Genomic DNA, 18,235 nt, shown 5'->3' with positions numbered 1-18,235 from the left:
CAGTTGCGGGATAAGCGTTTGCGGGATAAGCGTTTGCGGGATAAATGTCATCGTCAAATCCGTCCGTCGGTGTCATGTGTACGGGCCCGCCGCGCCTGCAGCGTCAACACGGCCGTGGCCACTGCCAGCCAGCCCAGGCCGACGGCCGCCTCAGCGGCGGCGTGGCCCAGCCATGGTCCGCCCGAGAGCGCACCGCGTATGGCGAGCAGCCCGTTGGTCATCGGCAGTCCGTGTGCCAGTGCCTCCAGCGCGTCCGGCAGCCGTTCGAGCGGCGCGACCGCGCCGGTCAATGCCAGTAGCAGGTAGCTCACGAGGTTGGTGATGAACGAGTCGACGCGCTGTGTCATCGCGACCGCCGCGACGGCCATCCCGAGCGCGCTGGTGGACAGCGCCACCAGCAGCACCAGCCCGGTGGCCGCCCAGATGCCCGCCATCAGCGCGGGCAGGTCGAAGAGCAGGCATGCCGCCGTCGCCGCCACCATCCCGCCCAGCACTCCCTCCGCGGTGAAGACCCACCATCGGGTAGCCGCCACCACCGGCAGCGGGATCCACGCCAGCCGCGTTCGGTAGAGGGTGCCGAAGAGCCGATCTTCGACCAGGATGTCGGCGGCCTTGATCACCGTCGCGATGGTGACCACCTGCATGGCCCCGCCGACCAGTGCGAAGTCCCGCCCGGCCGGACCGGCCGCGATGAGGCCGAGGTACGCGACGAACAGCGTCTGCAGGATCGCCCGCGGCAGCGAGCTCGCCAGCACCACCCGCAGTGGGTAGACCGCCCGGTATTCGCGCCACGAAAGGGTCGCGATCGTACGCAGCGCGGTGGCAGTATGCCGTGCGCTGGCAGTGCGCCGGGCGGTGGGATCAGACCAGCTCAAGGGTGCCCTCCGCGTGGATCCGCCGCAGTACGACCCGCAGGCTGACGACGGCGGCCACCGCGTAACAGGCGGAGGTCGCGGCCAGCAGCAGCCAGTCGCCAGGCTGCTGTCCCCGTCCTGCGGCGGCGTCGAGCAGCAGCTCACTCGCCCACCGCAGGCTGATCAGCGTGGAGAGCTGTTGTGCCCAGCCCGGTAGCAGGGCGGTCGGCACGAGCAGCCCGCCCAGGATGAACACGGGATAGATGAGCGTCTCGGCGATCCGCACCGCCGAGCGGGCCAGCAGAAACACCGAGCACAGCAACAGCCCGAGCGTGGTCGCGGACACCAGAGCGGCCAGCGCGGTGAGCGTGAAGACGACCGGTGCGGCGATGTGGACCGGATGCCCGGCCAGTGCCGCCACCACCCCGACGGTCAGCACCGTCAGGGCCGCCGACCGTAGCACCGCGCCGAGGCTCTTGCCGATCAGCACCACGACCAGCCCGGTCGGCCTGCTCACGATGCCCGGAAGGATGCCGCGCTGCCGCTCCTGTCGCAGTACCAGCCCGAATCTCCACACGATCGCGCCCCACAGCCCGAGCAGTCCGCAGCCGATCGCGGTACGGGCGCCGGCCGCGGCCTGTCCGGCGGCCAGCAGGGTGACCGCCATGAACACCGCCGGCTGCACAACTCCGGCCATCACGCCGGCCAGCCGGGTCTCGCTCTTGAGCTGGACCCGGGCGCTGGCCAGCAGAGCACGCGCGATCATCGACCGCCGCCCTGGCCGAGGTCGCCGCCCGCGCTGAGCCCGGCGCCCCTGCTGAGCTCGGCGTCTTGGCTGAGGTCTCGGAACACTTGTTCCAGACCCACTGGCTCGACGCGGACGTCGGCGATCTCGCCGCGCGGCCACCGCCGGGCAAGTTCGGTGAGCGTCGCCGGCTCCCAGCGGGCCACCTCGTAGCGGGCCGTCCACCTGCCGACTCCGGCCGGTTGGGAGTCCACCAGCCGTACACCGGACTGTCCGGCGCCGTCGTCCGGCCACGTCGGTTCGTCCCCCCGCACGATCACCGTCACCGCGGCGGCCGAACCCGCCTGGCGCAGCAGCTCCTTCAGGGGCAGGTCATGGGTGAGCCGGCCGTCCTGCAGGATCGCCACCCGGTCCGCCAAATCCTCGATGTCGCGCAGGTAATGGCTGGTCAGCAGGATGCACGGCCGATAGCCCGCGGCCCCGGCGGCCAGCTCGCCGATCACCCGGCGCAGCCGGTCCGCCTCGATGGGGTCGAGCCCGACGGTGGGTTCGTCCAGCATCAGCAGCTTCGGGGCGGCCATCAGCCCGATGGCCAGGTGCAGGCGTTGCTTCATGCCCCGCGAATACGTCTCCACCGGCCGGTCCGCCACCTTGTCCAGGGCGACCATGGCGATCGCCTCGGCGGCCCGCCGCTCCAGGCGCCGGTGGTCCAGGCCGGACAGGGTGCCGAAGAAACGGGCGTTGTCGCGGCCCGACAGCCGGCCGTAGAGACCCTGCTCCCCGCCGAACACCACGGACAGCAGGTGCCGTACATGCCGGGTCCGGGTGACCACGTCGGCCCCGCCCACCCGGACGCTGCCGGAGCTCGGCAACAGCAGGGTGCTGATCACCTTGATCAGGGTCGTCTTCCCCGCACCGTTGAGCCCCAGCAGGCCGACCACCTCGCCCGCCTCAGCCGTGAAGGAGACCTCACGCAGCGCCTCGACGGTCCCCGACCCGGTCTTGAAGGTGCGGCTGACCGCGTTCACCTCCAGCGCACTCATCGTGGGGTTCACCAGGGCACGTCCCAGTCCTCTGAAGGCAGCACCCGCTCGTCGTAACGCTCTGGCCACGCGCGCCGCCCGGCGGCGCAACGCTCCGCTGGGACGAGGGCCGATCCGTCACACGGCACCGCCACCGTCCACAGCGGGTGGAGTCGCGCGCCCCGCTCGGCCTTCACCTCCGCCGACTCGATGCCCAGATGCAGGTGGTGCAGTCCGGCCCGTTCCATGTACTGAACAGGCAGGTAGTAGGACAGGTTGAAGTATTCGTACGCGTTCAGCAGCCGGGCGTAGTCGAAGCCGATCATCCGGGCATAGAGCGTGTCGCCGAACCGGTACTGCAACCCGCCGGCCACCGGCTGCCCCTCCCGGCGCACGGTGAACGCCACGCTGTCGTCATCGAGGAACTCGGCCTGCGGGATCAGCACCTGCCGCATCGACTCCGGACTGGTGCGATGCCCGTACTTCTGTTGCAGGTTGGCGACCAGCGTGGCCAGCACCGGCAGGCACTCGCTCAACGGCTGCTCCGCCAGCTCGTAGCCGGCCTGCTCGAAGCGACGCCGCTCCCGCATCGTGCTCTTGCGCCGCCGGCCGCCGAGGCCGGCCAGGTAGCCGTCCCACCCGTCGGCGGTCAGACACCCCTCGACCGTGTCGAACGCCACCGACCCGCCCTCGGCGTGGAGCCACCTGGTGACGCGGGTCGGCGCGAACATCCACACCAGGCCACGGGCGTCCCGCTCAGCGGCCAGCCGGAGCCCGGCCTCCAGCAGCGCCCGCAGCGCCGACCGGCGCTCCCGCTCGTCGCCGGACAGCAGGATCCCGCTGTGGTGGCCGCGGCGGCCACCCGCCAGCAGCCAGTGGCCACCCCTCGTCAGGGCCTGACGGTGCCGTCTCGGTGCGTAGAAGCTGCTGCCCTCCACCCGGATGTCATAGACCGGCAGCGCGCCGACCAGGGAGCCCTCATCGCGGGCGAGCACGTACCGGACGCTCGCGAACGGATCGCCCTCCAGCGTCCGCAACCACCTGTACGACAGGTAGAAGTCGTCGCGGGCCACCAGCCGATCCCAGTCTGGCTGCCCGACCTCGTCCAGTCCCTCCATCACCGAGATGTCCAAGCCCACCAAGCCGCTCCAGGCCTCGTCATTCCGAGCGCATTCCGCGGAACAATCTTCATGAAGTCGAGTTTGGCCGCCCGGTCTGCGCAGAACCAGGGCAGGGACCGGACATCGATCGGACATTTCCGTAGGCGCCCGCCCGCCCGTATGGATTCTCCGCCTCGACGTCTCATGTCCGGCGAATGACCGCCTGCTGCCCTGGCCCGGCGCCCGATGATTTGGAAACCTGGCTTTCCAGGAGCCCACGTGAGAGTGGCATCTCGGGGGACAACACAGAGTTCGCGCGTCAACGCACGCGCGGAAAGTGAGGTGAAAAGAATGGGTAGCCCCGCCGCGCAAGTCGCCCATTTCGCGGGAGCTGTGCCACCGGAGTCATATTCGTCGGCGAATCGGCAGCATGGCGCATGAATAATGCCTCAGGACAGGAGAAGCCTACGTCCGGCACCCTGCTTTCCCAACTTATCGAGACCGACCCGATTCTGCGACTGCATTGCGCCGTGGAGCGTGACGGCGTGCCATATCCCGACCACCCCGTCCATGAGAAGGCCACCCGCGTCGTGGACGCGGACGGTGTCCAGGCGGGCGCCGACGGGTTGCCCACCTCGCTGGCCCGGGTGTTCAGGATCGGCCTCGACAGGTACGGAATCGGCATGGACAGGCCCCGCTTCGAAGTGGCGCCCGGGGGGCGGGCGACGGGCCGGATAGTGATGCCGGACGTGACCATGGAAGGGTCGGACGAGGCAGCGGCCCGGCGAGGTATGGCGGAGCTGGCCGATATGGCCGTGCTCTTGGGGCGGACCGCCGGCATGCCGGCACATGCCGTACAACGCATCCTCGCGACCGAGTTGCGCTTCCTGTCCCCTCGCGCCGCGTCGCTGCTCGACGCCTCAGGGGAGGGCCCGGTTCATACGGTGGACGGCCGCCAGCACACCGTGCTGGTGGAGGTGCTGCGCCGGGTTGCCGAGCGTGCTCGCCTGCGGCGGGATGATCCCACGATCAAACCGCCGGCCGTGATGCTCGACATCGACATGTGTGCGCTTGATCCCCGCGCCCGGGTCGTCCACGCCCTCAGAGCCGTAGGCGTCGATCCGGACGGGCTCGGGGCTCTGCCCTCGTATCATCGGCCGGCCTGGGACCTGTGGATTCAGGAGGCCGACGCGGAGGTCGACCACAAGGCCTTCTGCCGCGCTCTCTTCCGGCCGTGGGAGAACCTGCGTTGGGACACGCCGGTGCCCGGACTGGCCCGCTTCGTGTGGGACGTGTACGACGTCGGCGGCCGCGTGGTCTTCAACACGGGACGGCGTGAGCGGGTCCGCGGGTACACCGAGCACGCGCTGGCCTACGCGGGCATCACAGGGCCACGCATCGCCTTCCTGCGGGACGACCGCTCGCGGCCCGTTCACGAGTTGAAGGCCGAGAGTCTGCGGGCCTTCGCCGACCTGGACATCGTCGCCGTATTCGACGACATCTGCGAGAACCGGCAGGCGATGGCCAAGAAACTCACGGACGCTCTCTTCGTCGCGGTGGCCCTGCCCGGCTACGCCCACGAGCGACCCTATGACGGTGCCGAGGTCGTCCAGTCCTTCGAGACCATTCCACGCTGCGCCCGCACGGCGCGGGCCACGAGACTTCCGGCGCTGTCACATGCAAACTCGCTCGCCGAACTGCCGCTGGCCGAGATGTCGGAAGGAGAACTCTCCTTGGAGCACGCCGTACGGCTCAGCGAGCGCGACTCCCTGGAAATGGTCGGCACGCTGCTCCAGGGCGCCGAACGCGCCGCGATCCATACGGCCGAGCGTGCCCCTCGGACAGACGATCTCGCGGCCGATATTTATCACCTGCTCACCCGGCCGCAGTTCCGCAAGGGAGCACGGGCGACCTATCCCTTGGCCACGGCGAGGCGTGAGATCCGGTCCCATCTGGCCGACGGCGCCCCCATTCCCATCATCACCAGGGGATTCCCGCTCAAATTCCACTACAACAAGCTCAAGACGATGGGAAGCCTGCCCGACCTGTCAGAGCTCGCCGCCATGATCCGGCTCCGCGAGCTGCAACGTACGGTGCAGCAGGTGTATCCGCCGGGACTGGCGATCACCGTGCTCGGCGACGGCAACCATTTCCGGCCGCACCCTCGAAGTCTGCTGCGCGCTTACCGGGAGAAACTGCTCTCCTATCACGCTCTCGTCGGCGGGACGGAGATTCTCACGATCGCGGATCTGAACGAGGTCGCCGAACAACGCATGGGACCCCTCGCCATGCGGCAGCATGCCCTCCTCGTCCCGCGACGAGTGGCGGAAATCCATGACGCCCTCGTCGGATTGGACATCGTCTCGACCCCGGTGCGCGCACTCGAGCAGGCCACACTCCGCACAGCCGGAGTGATCGGCGACAACCGCAGTGGTGGAACGGCGATGCCGAATTTCGAGAGCCTGTTCCGATCGCTGATGTACACGGTTTCCGCGACACAAGGCCACGCCGCCGCTCTCGCCAGGCACATCTACGCCGATCTGTTCAACGTGACCGACCCGGCGCTTTCCGTGCCAATCGCCGCCGAACGTCGCGCGGTGCTGGTCAAGGCGTGGCATGACACCATCCAGTACATGGCGGTCCTGTGGGTCGATCGTGACCTGGGATTCGACGCGGCGATGTTCTCCAACCAAATCCGGCTGACACCCAACCCGCGCAGCGGCTGTCTCGGCTTCACCTACCTTGGCGGGGCGTCTGTCCTCCCCTGGCATGGCATGGCGGCTCTGGACGCCTTAGGCCGTGTGTCGACCGATTTCGCGGTGTCCCTGCTCGATCAGGGCTTTGTTCCGGCGTACTCGCCTCTCCTCGGCCCGGCCCAGCCATGGATGATGGTCCCGGTCACCGCCACCGAAGGCGGCCGCCTCGACCAAGGCTTCCGCGCCGCAGTGCGGCTCAGACGCCGCTGAGCGCTCACCCTTGACCGTGGAAGGCGGCTTTTGACCGTTCTCGTTCAGCGCGGCACGCGTTCGTACAGGGACAGCTGTCTGGTGCGGAACGACCAGTAGCCGATCCGCCGGAATCGTGGATCGTCGCGAACCACGCTGGTACTGCTGCTCTCGTCAGTGACCTTGGAGGGGCCAGGACGCGCTTCGAGGGCTGATCAGCCGACGACCACGTCCAGGAAGATCGGCTCGTCCCCCTGCGCGCCTGATGGCCCCGGTAATTCCGGCATCTCCACCTGACCTGTCCGGCACCGTCATCCGGCCGTGCCGACGAGTCCGGCATGACCTGTGCCACCTAAGAGCAAATGAGATTACCTGGATTGTCCGAATACGTCCTGAAATCTGAGGTTTACTTGGGTGCCTTGGTCATTCACCCGCGCAGGCCCGGAAGCCGTACTCCGCCGCGAAGGATCGCAGCGCCTTCTCGTTCTCGTCCGGTGCCAAGGACTGCTCCACCGCCTTCTTCGCCTCGGCCTCCCTGTCCGCGCGCATGGCCGCCTCCGCGCTTCCGCTGAGTTCGCGCAGGCTCGCGGTCAGCGCCCTGGCGGGCACGAAGAACTTCTCCCGCACCCGCGCGACGTCACCACCGGGCGGCGCGATCGCTTCTATCGCGGTGATGGTGCCGGCCATCGACTCCGACGCGCGGCGGAGTTCGTCCACCTCCTCGCGCAGGTTCGCGGGTGGTTCCTCGCGGAGATCCGACTGCCGGGACGCTTCCTCGCACACCGCGTCCACGGCGGCGATGTACTGCCTTTTTACGTCCTCGTACGGTTGCTCCTCCGCCACCGAGACCGTCGCCCACAGCGCCAGAGCCAGAGCCGGCACGACCCCGGCGACGATCACGCGCCACGCCGGGACGTGCCTTCTCTCACGCGATCCCATCCGCCGCTCACTCCTTCGGAAGAAAACTTCGGAAGAAAACGCCCTTGGCGCTCTCGCGAGCGCCAAGGGCTGAAGTCCGGCCGAGCTACGTCCCCGTCCCAGCCCGGGATCAACACTTGATCCGGCGCTCCTGCGTCCGCTTGTACAGGGTGGCCACTTCGCTGCCGCGCAGGAGGGAGTAGAGATGCACCTTCGTCTGGTTGCGGTAGAGCTGACTACCGCCGGAGCACTTCCACGAAGGGGTCGTCGTCACGTTGAACGCCGCCCTTCCCTTCTTCACCTCCGAGGTGGCCTTCGTCCGCCAGAAGCCGAGGCCGCGATACTGCTGGAGAGTCGTCTTGACCACGGCCCGGCGGCCCCACTCGCCCTTCTCGCAGTGGACCTGCCTGCTGGTGGTGATGCGGTCGCCGCTCCTGTACGGGGTGATTATCCGCTGCCAGCCTTTGCAGCGGTCGTGGTACCCGATTCCCAGGTAGGCCTTCGCCGACCAGCCCGGCGCCAGGACGGCCGAGTCGTCCGAGACGGCGGTGACGCCCAGCCCTGCTTGCGCCGACGCCGACGCCGACGACCCTCCCATAAGGGCGGTCGCCGTCAGACCAACGACGAGAGCCGCGCCTGTAATCCCTTTTCGTCCGATCATCGGATCTCCTTTCAAAGAAATCCTCTGTACTTTCCGACTCGGGAGTCCCCGATCGACCGCGTACAGCCATTCAGAGGAATATCCGTATGCCTGCCGATGGCGCCGATGCCGAACACCGGTGCTTGGGAACGGCGCTACTCTGACCGTCAATGCCCGGCAATGGCAAGCGATCTAACTCGTCCGATCATCCAGACGTTGTCCAGAGATATTAGGACAATCAAATTAGCAGGTCAGGAATCTGCGACAGGGGTTCAACGCACCAGCGGAATCTTTCCTGGACCCGCCCGACGAGCCCCCTCTTGGGCGTCGCAGCAATTGTGGCATTCCCATGATTAAGAATCGGGTTGATATGGCCATGGCCTGGTGTTTCGCTAATTGGTCGAGCCGCCGCCGGCCCCCGCAAGCGACGGCGGCGGGTGATCACAAATGGATTGGTGAGCGACTCAGCCCCGGTGCGCGGGCAGTTGCGGGCGTTCGTCGGTCCAGCCGATCGCCTGGTACGAGGTGGAGACACGGAGCTCCGCCTGCCGCCCGTTCGCGAGCTTGGTGGTGTTCGTCCTCACCTGGGCAAGAAGCAGCCCGGTGCCAGGCTCGACCACGATCCGAACCTGGGTGAACAGACCCGGCTCTATTTCCTCCTGATAGCTGAGCGCCTGCCCGCGTCGGCCCAGCGGGTCCGTCATCTCCCCCTCAGCCTGAATGCCGGGCAGAGACGCGAGGATCCGGTACGCGGATGCCCGAACCTCGGGCGAGGCGGGCAGGCGACTGATGATGTCCTCACAGGCCTGCACAAGGAGGTACCACGTCGCCTCCGCCACGTCGTACCCGGCGTCCGCCGTCAAGCGCCGGGTGATGTGCTCTTCCAGGTAGCTCCTGAGCTTGTCGGGCTCGCTCGGGATCGCGCGCACCTCCTCCCAGGTCATCGATTCCCCCGCCAGGTCACCGGCCGTGCCCTTCCACTTGCCGTAAAGCCGTTCGGCGGTTCGCTCACCCGCCGCCGCCTCCAGCGGCCCGAACGGGACGGCGAACAGGTTCTCCGTCTTCATGTTCTTGGGGTATCGCCAGCTGGTGGGCGCCCCCGCAGCCCGCCATGCCGCCTCGTCCTGCGGGGTCGCGGGCTTGACACCGAGATCCTGCCGGATGCGCCAGCTCCGCAGATCCGTCCGCTTCGCCAGCCACAGCTCTCCAGACCGCCCCTCCTCGAGCACATAGCTGCGCGTGGGATCGGTCAGCATCCACCGGGTGACGCCCGCGGTGTGCCAGTAGTCGCCGCTCGCAGGGGCCTTCTCCATGGCGACGGCAGCGGCGAGCAGGATCTGCCGGGCATTCGGTTCGGCCGTCGTGGACACCGACGCGTTGGGTTGAGGTACGACGGAGATCGTGCTGTCCGATCGCATCGTGGGGGCGATGACCACTACGGCGGCGGCAGTGGCGAGGCTCAGCCCGGCGGCGAAGCTCACCGCGAGCCGCCGTCGTACCTTCGGGCGCGGCCGCGCCGCGGCCACCGGTTCCCGTTCCTCGGACATGATCGCGTGCATCAGCATCCGCGCCTCCGGTGCGGACGCCTCTCCGGCGAGGTCCTTGTCACGCACGCGGGCGAGATCGGTGAGGTTCACAGTGAGCTCCCTTCCAGAGCGACGGCACGAGGGTGGTCGATCCCGGCTTTCGCCAGCTCCCGGGCGAAACGCTTGCGGGCGCGATACAGCCTGATCCGCACCGCGTTGCGGGAGACGCCGAGCATGCGGGCGATCTGCCCGTGGTCGAGCCGCTCCCAGGCGACCAGGGAGAGTAACTCCCTGTCGTCGTCGGTCAGACCGCGGAAGACCCGTCCCATCTGCGAGATCTCGTCCTCCGGCGGGCGGGCCAGCGCGGGGAAGGCGGCGAGCCGATCACGCAGGGCCGCCGTACGCTGCTCGTGGCGCCGCTCGCCGCGCCGGTGGTTGGCGAGCACCCGGCGCGCCACGCCGTACAGCCACAACCTTGCCTCGTCGCCCTCGGGCAACTCCTCGATGCGACGCCACGCCGTGGTGAACGTCTCGGCCACCACGTCGGCGGCGTCCTCCGGGTGCGGGCAGCGGCGCAGGACGTAGCCGAGTATGGGTTCGTAGGCGGATTCGTAGATCTCCACGAACCGGCTGTCGGGATCGACTCCCATCCGGTCTCCTTAACTGGATCATCGGTCATCTACGTCCATGTCCGGAATCCTGGAGGCATTTCTGGAAGGTCTCGCGGCTACTGGAGACGCGCGAGATGATGATCAAAGCCGGTTCACCACCACATGGCAACGACGTCGGCTTCGAGCCGACCGGCAGCGTCGCCTTGCACGCCGGGCCGGGATGAGATCGAGGAACTGCCAAGGAAAGTCGACGCCCTACATCGGGTGAAGCGGGCCAATCGGCACGTCAAACGCTTCGGCGGAGAGCTCCAGCCCTTCCGGCACGCTTCTGACCCTGGTCAGCTTCACATCGAACGGCAGTTCCCCCTTGAACGGGATCGGGTAGGAGATCAGCTGTGCGACCTGGTCCGGTATGGGCACGCCCTGGATCTTGTCGGCCTGGATCTTGATCTTCCCGTCAGCGACCTCGACCCGCACTTCGGCGTTGAACTTCACCTTGTTCGCCCCGATCGCCACCTCTCCCGAAGCAGTGAGCTGCCCCCCGTTGCCGCCGATCTTCACGCCACTCGGGGCGTATTTGTCGATCGTCGCTTTGGTGAGGGTGCCGCTGATGCTCACGCGACCGGCCCGGATATGGGCTTGGTTCTGCAGGACGTCGGCCAGGGGTGCCCTCACGTCGTACGCGGCGCCCCGCAAGTTCGTGACCGGCACGCCGCCATAGCTGAAGGTGCCGAGATCGAACCGCACTTCTGGATAGCGCCCCGACACGGCCTGGGTGAGAAACGGGATGCCCTCGATTGACACAGCCGGCGTGCCGGAGAAGTTGGGGACGGCGGCGATTCTGTTCGCCAGGTCGCGCTCGACGCTTGCCACGGCGACTCGGTCGATGATGAGGAGGACGACGAGCGCGATCAGGAAAACGATCACCTTGCGCATGGGGCACTCCGCATGCGTTGGCGGCCGTGTGTTGGCCGGCGAAGTAAGCAGCGGTCAGGGATCGCCCGCGTCGGTGGTTCAGGAGGGCGGGCGGTCTTGGCCGCCATACCAGCGTCACTCACCGGTCGATCTTGGCCCTCTGCGTGAACGACCTGGAGCGGAAGGCGGCGACCAGGAACCCGGCCGACCCCAGCCCCAACAGCCCGATCCCCCACAGCCCAATAGTCATGACCTGCGAAAACATCGCCAGCATGAACGGTGAGAGCACCATTACGCTCCTACGTCCCACCGGAGACCGTGCGGCTACTCCGCAGACCACCGCACTCAACCCGAGCGTGAGCAAATCAGGCGGCACTGCGGTCTCCCACGGGATCACCCACGGCTGCCGGGCCACGACGGCCACCGTCAGAGCCGCCCCGGACCAGGCCAGTATCCGTCCGCGCCCGACCAGCGACAGCCCTCGCCGCGGCTGTGCCACCCCGGTCAGCACCGCCGCCACCAGCACAAAGGAACCAACGATGCCTCCGAGTGCCACGCCCGTGTCCAAGGAGACGCCCCTGGCCGACAACATCCACGCGCCGACCATGCCCACGCTGGACAGGATCGCCCAGATCCACGCGACCGCCGCAGCAGGCCGGCGGCGATTGGTCCAGGCCAAAAAGACGATCAGGATGCCAAACAGAAGCGTCGGACCGCTGAATCCCAACTGAATCTGGTAGGCAAGCAGCACTATGGGGCCGACCACCGCGACGACGCGCATCGCATCCCGCCACCGCGCCGCAGACTCCGGCCCGAACGCCCAGCGCGCGTGGATCGCGGCGGCCCCCTTGACGAGGTCGAGGACGTCACGCGGCTCCGGACGACTCTGCCCCGGCCGCGCCGCCGCCATCAGCACACTGAGCATCTCCTCCTCGTGCCGCTCTCGGTGCTCGCGCGGATACCAGCGGAGAAGGCGGCGGTAACGCTGTTCGAGGTCGCTCACGCGACACCTCCGGCGGGGCGCGTGCGCAGCCGGGCGGCGGCGGTCCGGGTGTTGCGCCGCAGTCGTTCGACCTCGGCGGCCAGACGGGCGCTGCCCTCGTCGGTGAGCCGGTAGTAGCGCCGCAACCGCCCGCCGACGATCTCCTCCCGGTCCTCCCCGATCAGTCCCTCGGATTGGAGCCGGTCCAGGGCGGCGTACAGGGTCCCGGCTCGCAACCGGACCTCGCCCTCGGAGATGCGTTCAACGTCGGTGATGACGCCGTAACCGTGCTGAGGCTCGGCGGCCAGCGCGGTCAGGATGAGGAACGAAGGCTCCTGCAAGGACCGTAACTTAGACACAGGATCTTTATATACCGATCGTCGGCATATTTGAAGATCTAGAAGTTGACTCCGAGGTAAGTGATCATACTTGTCCATTGCGACTACTCATGTTTTAGTACTCATATGCGAGCAACACGCCTGTTCATTCTCGGCGCCCTGGCCGACGGCGGCCCCATGCACGGGCACAAGATCCGCGCCGCCGCGCAACTCGACCGGGTCGAGCTATGGGCGGACATCAAGCCCGGATCGCTGTACGGCGCGCTGCGCCGGATGGCGGACGAGGGCGTCGTCGAAGTGGTCCGCACCGAGCAGGAAGGCAACCTCCCCGCCCGCACGGTGTACGGGATCACCGACAAAGGTCGGACCGAGCTGGTCTCGGTGATCAGGTCCGTCCTGGCCGACACCGCGCTCCGGCCGGATCCGATCCAACTGGTGCTCCTGCACGTCGGCGAGATCGGTCTCGACGAGTTGCGTACCGCTGCCCAGCAGCGGCGCGACTCGTACGCAGTCCAACTCGACTTCTGGCGCAATCTGCGCAGCCAGGCCGAGCCCTACCTCACCAGGCTGGAAGCCATCGCCTTCGACCAAACCCTGATGCGGCTTGAGACGGAGGTCACCTGGCATGACCGCCTGCTGGCGGAGCTCGCGGACATGGCCGGCGAACCTGACAGCGCGCCCCCTACCGGAAAGTAGGAAACTCCATGTCACCTCGACGCTTGGACGTCGCCGTGATCGGCGGCGGGATCGGCGGGCTCTGCCTGGCGCAGGGCCTGAAGCGAGCCGGCGTGCGCGTCACCGTCTACGAACGGGACCGCACGCCCGACTCGCGACTCCAGGGCTTCCGGCTGAACATCGAGCCGACCGGGAGCGTAGCCCTGCACGCCTGCCTGCCACCCGCCTTATGGGAGCTGCTGGTGGCCACCGCGGGCGATCCGGGGCCCGGGATCGGCTTCCTCGACGAGCGGATGCGACCGCTCATCCTCATCGGGCAGAACGGCCCGGATCGTGACCCCCTCGACCCCACGGTGAGCGAGCACGCGGTCAGCCGCGTCACCCTGCGCAAACTGCTGCTGGCCGGCCTGGACGACGTCGTCCGCTTCGGCAAGGAGTTCACCGGCTTCGCTCGGGCGGACGACGGGACGGTCACGGCGAAGTTCGCCGACGGCACCACCGCGACCGCGGACGTGCTCATCGCGGCCGACGGCGCCAACTCCCGGGTGTGGGCCGAGCTCCACCCGGCGGCGGGCCGCACCGCACTGCCGGCGATGGCGGTCGCCGGCAAGGTGTTCCTCACCGAGGAGAACCGCCGATGGCTGCCGGAGCGGCTGCTGGCCGGCAGGAACGTCTTCTGGCCACGCCGGGACTTCCTGTTCACCGCGATCTTCCGCAGACGCGAGGACCCTGCGGCGATCATCGCCAGACTCGGCGACCGGATACGCGCGCTCGGGCTCGACCCGGAGCACCTGCTGGCGGACTCGCGTGACGACGACTATGTCCTGTGGGCGTTCATCACGCACCGCGACTCCCTCCCGGCGAGTTTCACGTCGAAGACTCAGGACGATCCGGCCGTGGTACGGGAGTTGCTGGCCGAACGGACGGCCGGCTGGCATCCTGACCTGCGCCGCCTCGTCACCGCCTCGACCCCGGACACCCTGTACCAGACCGGGTTCAGTGCCGCCGAACCGCTCGATCCGTGGGAGACCGGCAACGTCACCGGGCTCGGAGACGCCGTCCACCACATGCCCCCGGTCGGCGGGCTCGGCGGCAACACGGCGCTGCGCGACGCGCACCGCCTCTGCGCCGCGCTCACCGCGGCCGACCGCGGCGAGGAGCCGTTGCCGCAGGCGTTGCGCGCGTACGAGGCGGACTTGCTGCGCTACGGGTTCGAGACGGTCCGCGAGGTCGTACGCAACACCGAAGGCGCGATCACCACAAGCACGCTGAAGCGATCAGCGGCTCGATGGTTCTTCCGCACCTGCGGAGCCGTCCCGCCCCTCGGCCGCGCGGTGTTCGGGGAGCGCTGAGTCCGCCGCGGTCCTTGGCCTCAGGTTCGGTGGGCTTGTCGAGCGGGAGCGCGGCTCGGCTGAGCGCGTGCGCTTCATCGGGGAGCTATCGGCTCAGGCCGGCGACAAGGTTGATGGCGAGCGCGACGATGACCGTGCCGAACAGGTACGACAGCAGGGCTTGGCGGAGCGCGGTCGCTCGGAACGTGGCGCTGCGCAAGTCGGTGTCGGAGACCTGGAACGTCATGCCGATGGTGAAAGCCAGGTAGGCGAAGTCGGAGAACTGCGGCTGGGCATCGGGTTCGCTGTAGTGGAAGTCCACGCCGCCGCCAGCCGAGTAGTACAACCGGGCGTATCGCAAGGTATAGACGGTGTGCACCACCGCCCACGAGGTGATCACGCTGGCGACACCGAGCGCCGCGTGCAGCACGACCACGGACGGCTCGGTGGTGTCACCCTGGACGATCATGTAGCCGACGGCCATCAGGCTGGCCACCGCAGCGGTGAGTAGCAGCAGATCCGCACCCGCGCGAGTCGAGTCTTCCCGTAGCGCGTCGGCAGCGGTCGCGGCACCGTCGAGCCGGGCGATCCGCCACCAGGTCACGAGCAGGAACACCAACGCCGCCATGTCCCAGCCGATCAACGGCACAAATGGCAGCGGTACTACCACCGCGGCCACAGCCAAGGCCAGCAACCCGCTGGCGGCCGCGATCAGCGCAGTCCGGCGCGGTGAGATTCCGGCCGGCCCTGACGCCACCTTCGGCCACATCACGGGTCACCCCCCTCCGACCAACTCTTCTCAGAGTAGGGTCTTCAGGCAATCCGGCCTGTGACGGGGTCGCCCTGGCCGCCTCATCGCCGAACGGCGCCGGGAAGGTGGTCTGGAGAGGTTCGGCTTCTGTCCACCTCGCCGCTCGCCTCCCGGAGGATCGTGCTGCGTCATGGCCGTTGCCTTCAGGGCGTGCTTCGCCCCCGCGGGAGCACACCCTGAAGCTCGTGTTCCGTTCGCTGGTGTCAGCCGGTCGCGCAGCCCGACTTCTTGTTCAGCGACGCCACCATCTCGGAGGACATCGGTGCGTCGCCGACGGTGAGAGAGACCATGCCGTATTGGCTCAGATGGCCGCCGGTCACGTACATGGAGTCGGGCACCGACGTCCTGACCTGTGGTTCCTTGCCTGGCTTGGCTTGGTCGGAGATCACGTACTGGTCGACGGCCAGCCCGCGCCCCTTCAACAGCGCCCGTACCTCGCTCACGGGCCTGTTGTAGAAGGGCACGCAGTGCAGGGGCTCACCAGGCGAGTCAAGGCCCGCGACGATCTGGTATTCCTCGCCGGGACGGGCTTCGCGGCCGAGCGTGATCATCGTTGAGCCGGCGAAGTCCTTGGCGATGGTGATACCGATCGGGCAACTGCGGTGCAGGTTGCACTGTTCAGGCCGGTCGATGGTCTTGATCTTGTCCTGAGGCTCGTGCGCGCCCGGGTTGATCTCGCCGACGAAGCTCGGCGTGGCGGGTACGACATTCAGCGAGATGTCGAGACCGGCCCCCCGCAGCTGGCTCTCGTAGACCTCCGGGTTGGCGTTCAGGTCCTTGACCTCGATGACGTAGTGGTCGCCCTCCTCTTTGATGTCGAGCGCGGAGGCGGGTGCGGGGGTCAGGACCGAAGGGATCACCCAGGCTGCCGAGATGACCGCCGCGGTGATCGGGAGCGCGAGGAGTGGGCGCCATCTCGTACGGATGACAGGTGCGGGCGCGGGCTCCGCGTCCATGATCGCGTTCATCATCTCCCGCGCGACCGGGGTCAGGCCGGGGCCGCGGCCGGGGGCGAGGTTCCTGATGGCTTCGTCGACGTTGGTGTTCACGCGCTCTCCTCCGCGAGCTTCACGGCTCGCGAGCCGTACCTGTTGAGATCGACATCGATGGCGGCCAGTTCGGCCGCGAAACGCTTGCGGGCGCGGTGCAGGCGCTGCCGTACGGCCATGCGCGTGCAGCCCAGAACCTTGGCGATCTCGGCGTTGCCGAGCCCCTCCCATCCGACAAGAGACAGCAACTCCCTGTCGTCCTCGGACAGGCGCATGAAGGCCTCGCGCGTCGCCCCGGGGGCCTGGCTCACCTCCGGGTCGAGCCAGGCGGCGAGCTCTTCGCTCAGGCGCGACGTCAAGGCCGTCCTGCGCGACTCGCCGCGGCGGTGGTTGGCCAGGGTGCGCCTGGCCACGCCGTACAGCCAGAGTCTGGCCCGGTCATCGGGCGGCACGTGGTCGAGCCGCCGCCACGCTGTCGTGAACGTCTCGGCGATCACGTCGGCGGTGTCGTCGGGGTGGTCGGTACGTCGCCGGACGTAGGCGGAGACGGCCGCGTAGTGCTCCGTATAGAGCGCCTCGAAACGCCGCCGAGGCTCCACTGCTCCCACGTCGTCGTCCTTCCGATAAGGCAATGTCACATGAGAGTAGGTGTCCGGATATTTCCGCCTGTGACACGACACTTCGTGGTCGCCGTGACTCCCGGTCTCCCCACTGGGGCGTTTGGCCGGGTGAACCCCCGATGGGAAAGATGGCATAAGGGCGTGTCACGATGGCCGCCTGCCGTGATCACCGAGTGACGATGGGACCCCTGATGCGTATCGACCGCCTCGATCACCTGGTGCTGACCGTCGCCGATCTAGAGGCGACGGTCGACTTCTACAGCCGCGTTCTCGGCATGGAGCCGATCACCTTCGGCGAGGGGCGCAAGGCGCTCGTGTTCGGCCATTCAAAGATCAATCTGCACGAGGCGGGCCACGAGTTCGAGCCGAAGGCCGCCCACGCGGTGCCCGGCAGCGCTGATCTCTGCCTGATCAGCGCTGTCCCGCTGGAGCAGGTCATGGCCGAGTTGGCGCGGCACAATGTGGAGATCGAGGAGGGGCCTGTCCACCGTACCGGCGCCCTGGGGTCGATCGAAAGCGTCTACGTGCGCGACCCCGACCGCAACCTCATCGAAATCAGCGTTTACGTCGAGACGGTGTGATTTGCTGTTGGGGGCGGTGCGACGGAGGCCTCTGTGTGACCTAGCGGACGGCTCCATTCAGCAGCGGCCGTAGGTCAGGAACAGCGTGCCGTTCTTGCCCCGCTCGAGATCGAGCAGCTTCCACGACTGGACGTCGTCGCCCTCGAACACCCGCCTGCCGTGCCCGACCACCGCCGGTGCCACGACCAGCCGCAGCTCGTCGACGAGCCCGGCCTGCAGCAGGGAACGCGCGAGTTCGATACTGCCGTGGATGCCGATGTCACCGCCGGATCCCTGCTTCAGGGCGGTCACGTAGTCGCGCACCGGGGTGGTGACCGGGGTGGAGTTCGCCCATTCCTGGGTGGGCGCGCTGGAGGTGACGATGTGCTTGCGGGTGCCGTTGATGAAGTCGGCGAAGGGCTGGAAGTCCGACGTGGGCCAGTGGCCGGCCCAGTAGTCGTACGTCCCGCGCCCCAGCAGGACGTCGTCCTGGGTGGCGATGACCCGGCCGAGGTAGGCGACCAGTTGAGGGCCGTCGTCGGCCAGCCAGTCGCCGTCCTCGTAGGCGATCCCGTCCAGCGACATCAGGTGGTAGAGCACGACGTTGCGCATGCGGTTCTCCTAGGTTGCGTTGTAGGAGTCATGGTGTGGCC

General features: G+C 68.0%; 19 protein-coding genes. 4 read left to right on the top strand and 15 right to left on the bottom strand.

Annotated elements, in window-relative coordinates:
* Window positions 1-53: 53 nt before the first annotated feature.
* The 4 genes from AB0B91_RS17225 to AB0B91_RS17210 are packed head-to-tail and all read right to left on the bottom strand — an operon-like array spanning window position 54 to window position 3,760.
* Window positions 54-875, bottom strand: a complete 822-nt coding sequence (locus AB0B91_RS17225; protein ID WP_358319886.1) for an ABC transporter permease — start codon at window positions 873-875, stop codon at window positions 54-56.
* A complete protein-coding gene (locus AB0B91_RS17220) occupies window positions 862-1,620 on the bottom strand; it encodes an ABC transporter permease (protein WP_358319883.1) in 759 nt (252 codons plus the stop codon). The genes AB0B91_RS17225 and AB0B91_RS17220 overlap by 14 nt, the downstream gene beginning before the upstream one ends.
* A complete protein-coding gene (locus AB0B91_RS17215) occupies window positions 1,617-2,642 on the bottom strand; it encodes an ABC transporter ATP-binding protein (RefSeq protein WP_358319880.1) in 1,026 nt (341 codons plus the stop codon). Before AB0B91_RS17215 ends, AB0B91_RS17220 begins: the two co-directional genes overlap by 4 nt.
* An 8-nt stretch (window positions 2,643-2,650) precedes the next feature.
* A complete protein-coding gene (locus AB0B91_RS17210; RefSeq protein WP_358319877.1) occupies window positions 2,651-3,760 on the bottom strand; it encodes a GNAT family N-acetyltransferase in 1,110 nt (369 codons plus the stop codon).
* A gap of 506 nt (window positions 3,761-4,266) precedes the next feature.
* On the opposite strand from AB0B91_RS17210, the gene AB0B91_RS17205 reads away from it, so the two are divergent.
* Window positions 4,267-6,687, top strand: coding sequence for an L-tyrosine/L-tryptophan isonitrile synthase family protein (locus AB0B91_RS17205; protein ID WP_358319874.1), 2,421 nt, complete (start codon window positions 4,267-4,269; stop codon window positions 6,685-6,687).
* A gap of 402 nt (window positions 6,688-7,089) precedes the next feature.
* Here AB0B91_RS17205 and AB0B91_RS17200 read toward each other — a convergent pair whose 3' ends face one another.
* From AB0B91_RS17200 to AB0B91_RS17170, 7 genes are all read right to left on the bottom strand, one after another.
* A complete protein-coding gene (locus tag AB0B91_RS17200) occupies window positions 7,090-7,605 on the bottom strand; it encodes a hypothetical protein (protein ID WP_358319871.1) in 516 nt (171 codons plus the stop codon).
* Between the two features lie 109 nt (window positions 7,606-7,714).
* Window positions 7,715-8,245, bottom strand: coding sequence for a hypothetical protein (locus AB0B91_RS17195; protein ID WP_358319868.1), 531 nt, complete (start codon window positions 8,243-8,245; stop codon window positions 7,715-7,717).
* 443 nt (window positions 8,246-8,688) lie between these two features.
* Window positions 8,689-9,861, bottom strand: coding sequence for a CU044_5270 family protein (locus tag AB0B91_RS17190; RefSeq protein WP_358319865.1), 1,173 nt, complete (start codon window positions 9,859-9,861; stop codon window positions 8,689-8,691).
* Window positions 9,858-10,400: a sigma-70 family RNA polymerase sigma factor gene (locus tag AB0B91_RS17185; RefSeq protein ID WP_358319862.1), complete on the bottom strand. Its 543-nt coding sequence runs from the start codon at window positions 10,398-10,400 to the stop codon at window positions 9,858-9,860. The genes AB0B91_RS17190 and AB0B91_RS17185 overlap by 4 nt, the downstream gene beginning before the upstream one ends.
* Window positions 10,401-10,616: 216 nt before the next feature.
* Window positions 10,617-11,297, bottom strand: coding sequence for a DUF2993 domain-containing protein (locus AB0B91_RS17180; RefSeq protein WP_358319859.1), 681 nt, complete (start codon window positions 11,295-11,297; stop codon window positions 10,617-10,619).
* 118 nt (window positions 11,298-11,415) lie between these two features.
* A complete protein-coding gene (locus AB0B91_RS17175; RefSeq protein WP_358319856.1) occupies window positions 11,416-12,279 on the bottom strand; it encodes a hypothetical protein in 864 nt (287 codons plus the stop codon).
* The gene (locus AB0B91_RS17170) at window positions 12,276-12,599 is read right to left on the bottom strand and encodes a helix-turn-helix transcriptional regulator (RefSeq protein WP_358319854.1); all 324 of its coding nucleotides are present in this window, start codon (window positions 12,597-12,599) and stop codon (window positions 12,276-12,278) included. Before AB0B91_RS17170 ends, AB0B91_RS17175 begins: the two co-directional genes overlap by 4 nt.
* A 123-nt stretch (window positions 12,600-12,722) precedes the next feature.
* Here AB0B91_RS17170 and AB0B91_RS17165 point away from each other — a divergent pair, with 123 nt between their 5' ends.
* Both AB0B91_RS17165 and AB0B91_RS17160 read left to right on the top strand, forming a co-directional pair.
* A complete protein-coding gene (locus AB0B91_RS17165; protein ID WP_358319851.1) occupies window positions 12,723-13,292 on the top strand; it encodes a PadR family transcriptional regulator in 570 nt (189 codons plus the stop codon).
* 8 nt (window positions 13,293-13,300) lie between these two features.
* Entirely contained in the window at window positions 13,301-14,623 is a 1,323-nt protein-coding gene (locus AB0B91_RS17160) for an NAD(P)/FAD-dependent oxidoreductase (protein WP_358319849.1), read from the top strand.
* Between the two features lie 85 nt (window positions 14,624-14,708).
* Here the strand turns inward: AB0B91_RS17160 and AB0B91_RS17155 are convergent, their stop codons facing one another.
* From AB0B91_RS17155 to AB0B91_RS17145, 3 genes are all read right to left on the bottom strand, one after another.
* Window positions 14,709-15,245 carry a DUF1345 domain-containing protein gene (locus AB0B91_RS17155; RefSeq protein ID WP_358319847.1) on the bottom strand — a complete coding sequence of 179 codons (537 nt, stop codon included), beginning with the start codon at window positions 15,243-15,245 and terminating at the stop codon, window positions 14,709-14,711.
* Between the two features lie 371 nt (window positions 15,246-15,616).
* Window positions 15,617-16,462, bottom strand: coding sequence for a hypothetical protein (locus AB0B91_RS17150; protein ID WP_358319844.1), 846 nt, complete (start codon window positions 16,460-16,462; stop codon window positions 15,617-15,619).
* On the bottom strand, window positions 16,459-17,010 hold the full coding sequence (locus AB0B91_RS17145) for a sigma-70 family RNA polymerase sigma factor (protein WP_358319841.1): 552 nt from the start codon (window positions 17,008-17,010) through the stop codon (window positions 16,459-16,461). The genes AB0B91_RS17150 and AB0B91_RS17145 overlap by 4 nt, the downstream gene beginning before the upstream one ends.
* Before the next feature lie 203 nt (window positions 17,011-17,213).
* Between AB0B91_RS17145 and AB0B91_RS17140 the strand changes: the two genes are divergently transcribed.
* Window positions 17,214-17,603, top strand: a complete 390-nt coding sequence (locus tag AB0B91_RS17140) for a VOC family protein (protein WP_358319838.1) — start codon at window positions 17,214-17,216, stop codon at window positions 17,601-17,603.
* Window positions 17,604-17,660: 57 nt separating this feature from the next.
* Here AB0B91_RS17140 and AB0B91_RS17135 read toward each other — a convergent pair whose 3' ends face one another.
* Window positions 17,661-18,194, bottom strand: a complete 534-nt coding sequence (locus AB0B91_RS17135; protein WP_358319835.1) for a dihydrofolate reductase family protein — start codon at window positions 18,192-18,194, stop codon at window positions 17,661-17,663.
* Window positions 18,195-18,235 lie beyond the last annotated feature (41 nt).

This window comes from Nonomuraea sp. NPDC049141, from assembly GCF_040648415.1.
GTDB lineage: Bacteria > Actinomycetota > Actinomycetes > Streptosporangiales > Streptosporangiaceae > Nonomuraea.
The sequence above is the reverse complement of the archived record's forward strand: the minus strand, read 5'-3'. Positions and strand labels throughout refer to the sequence as shown.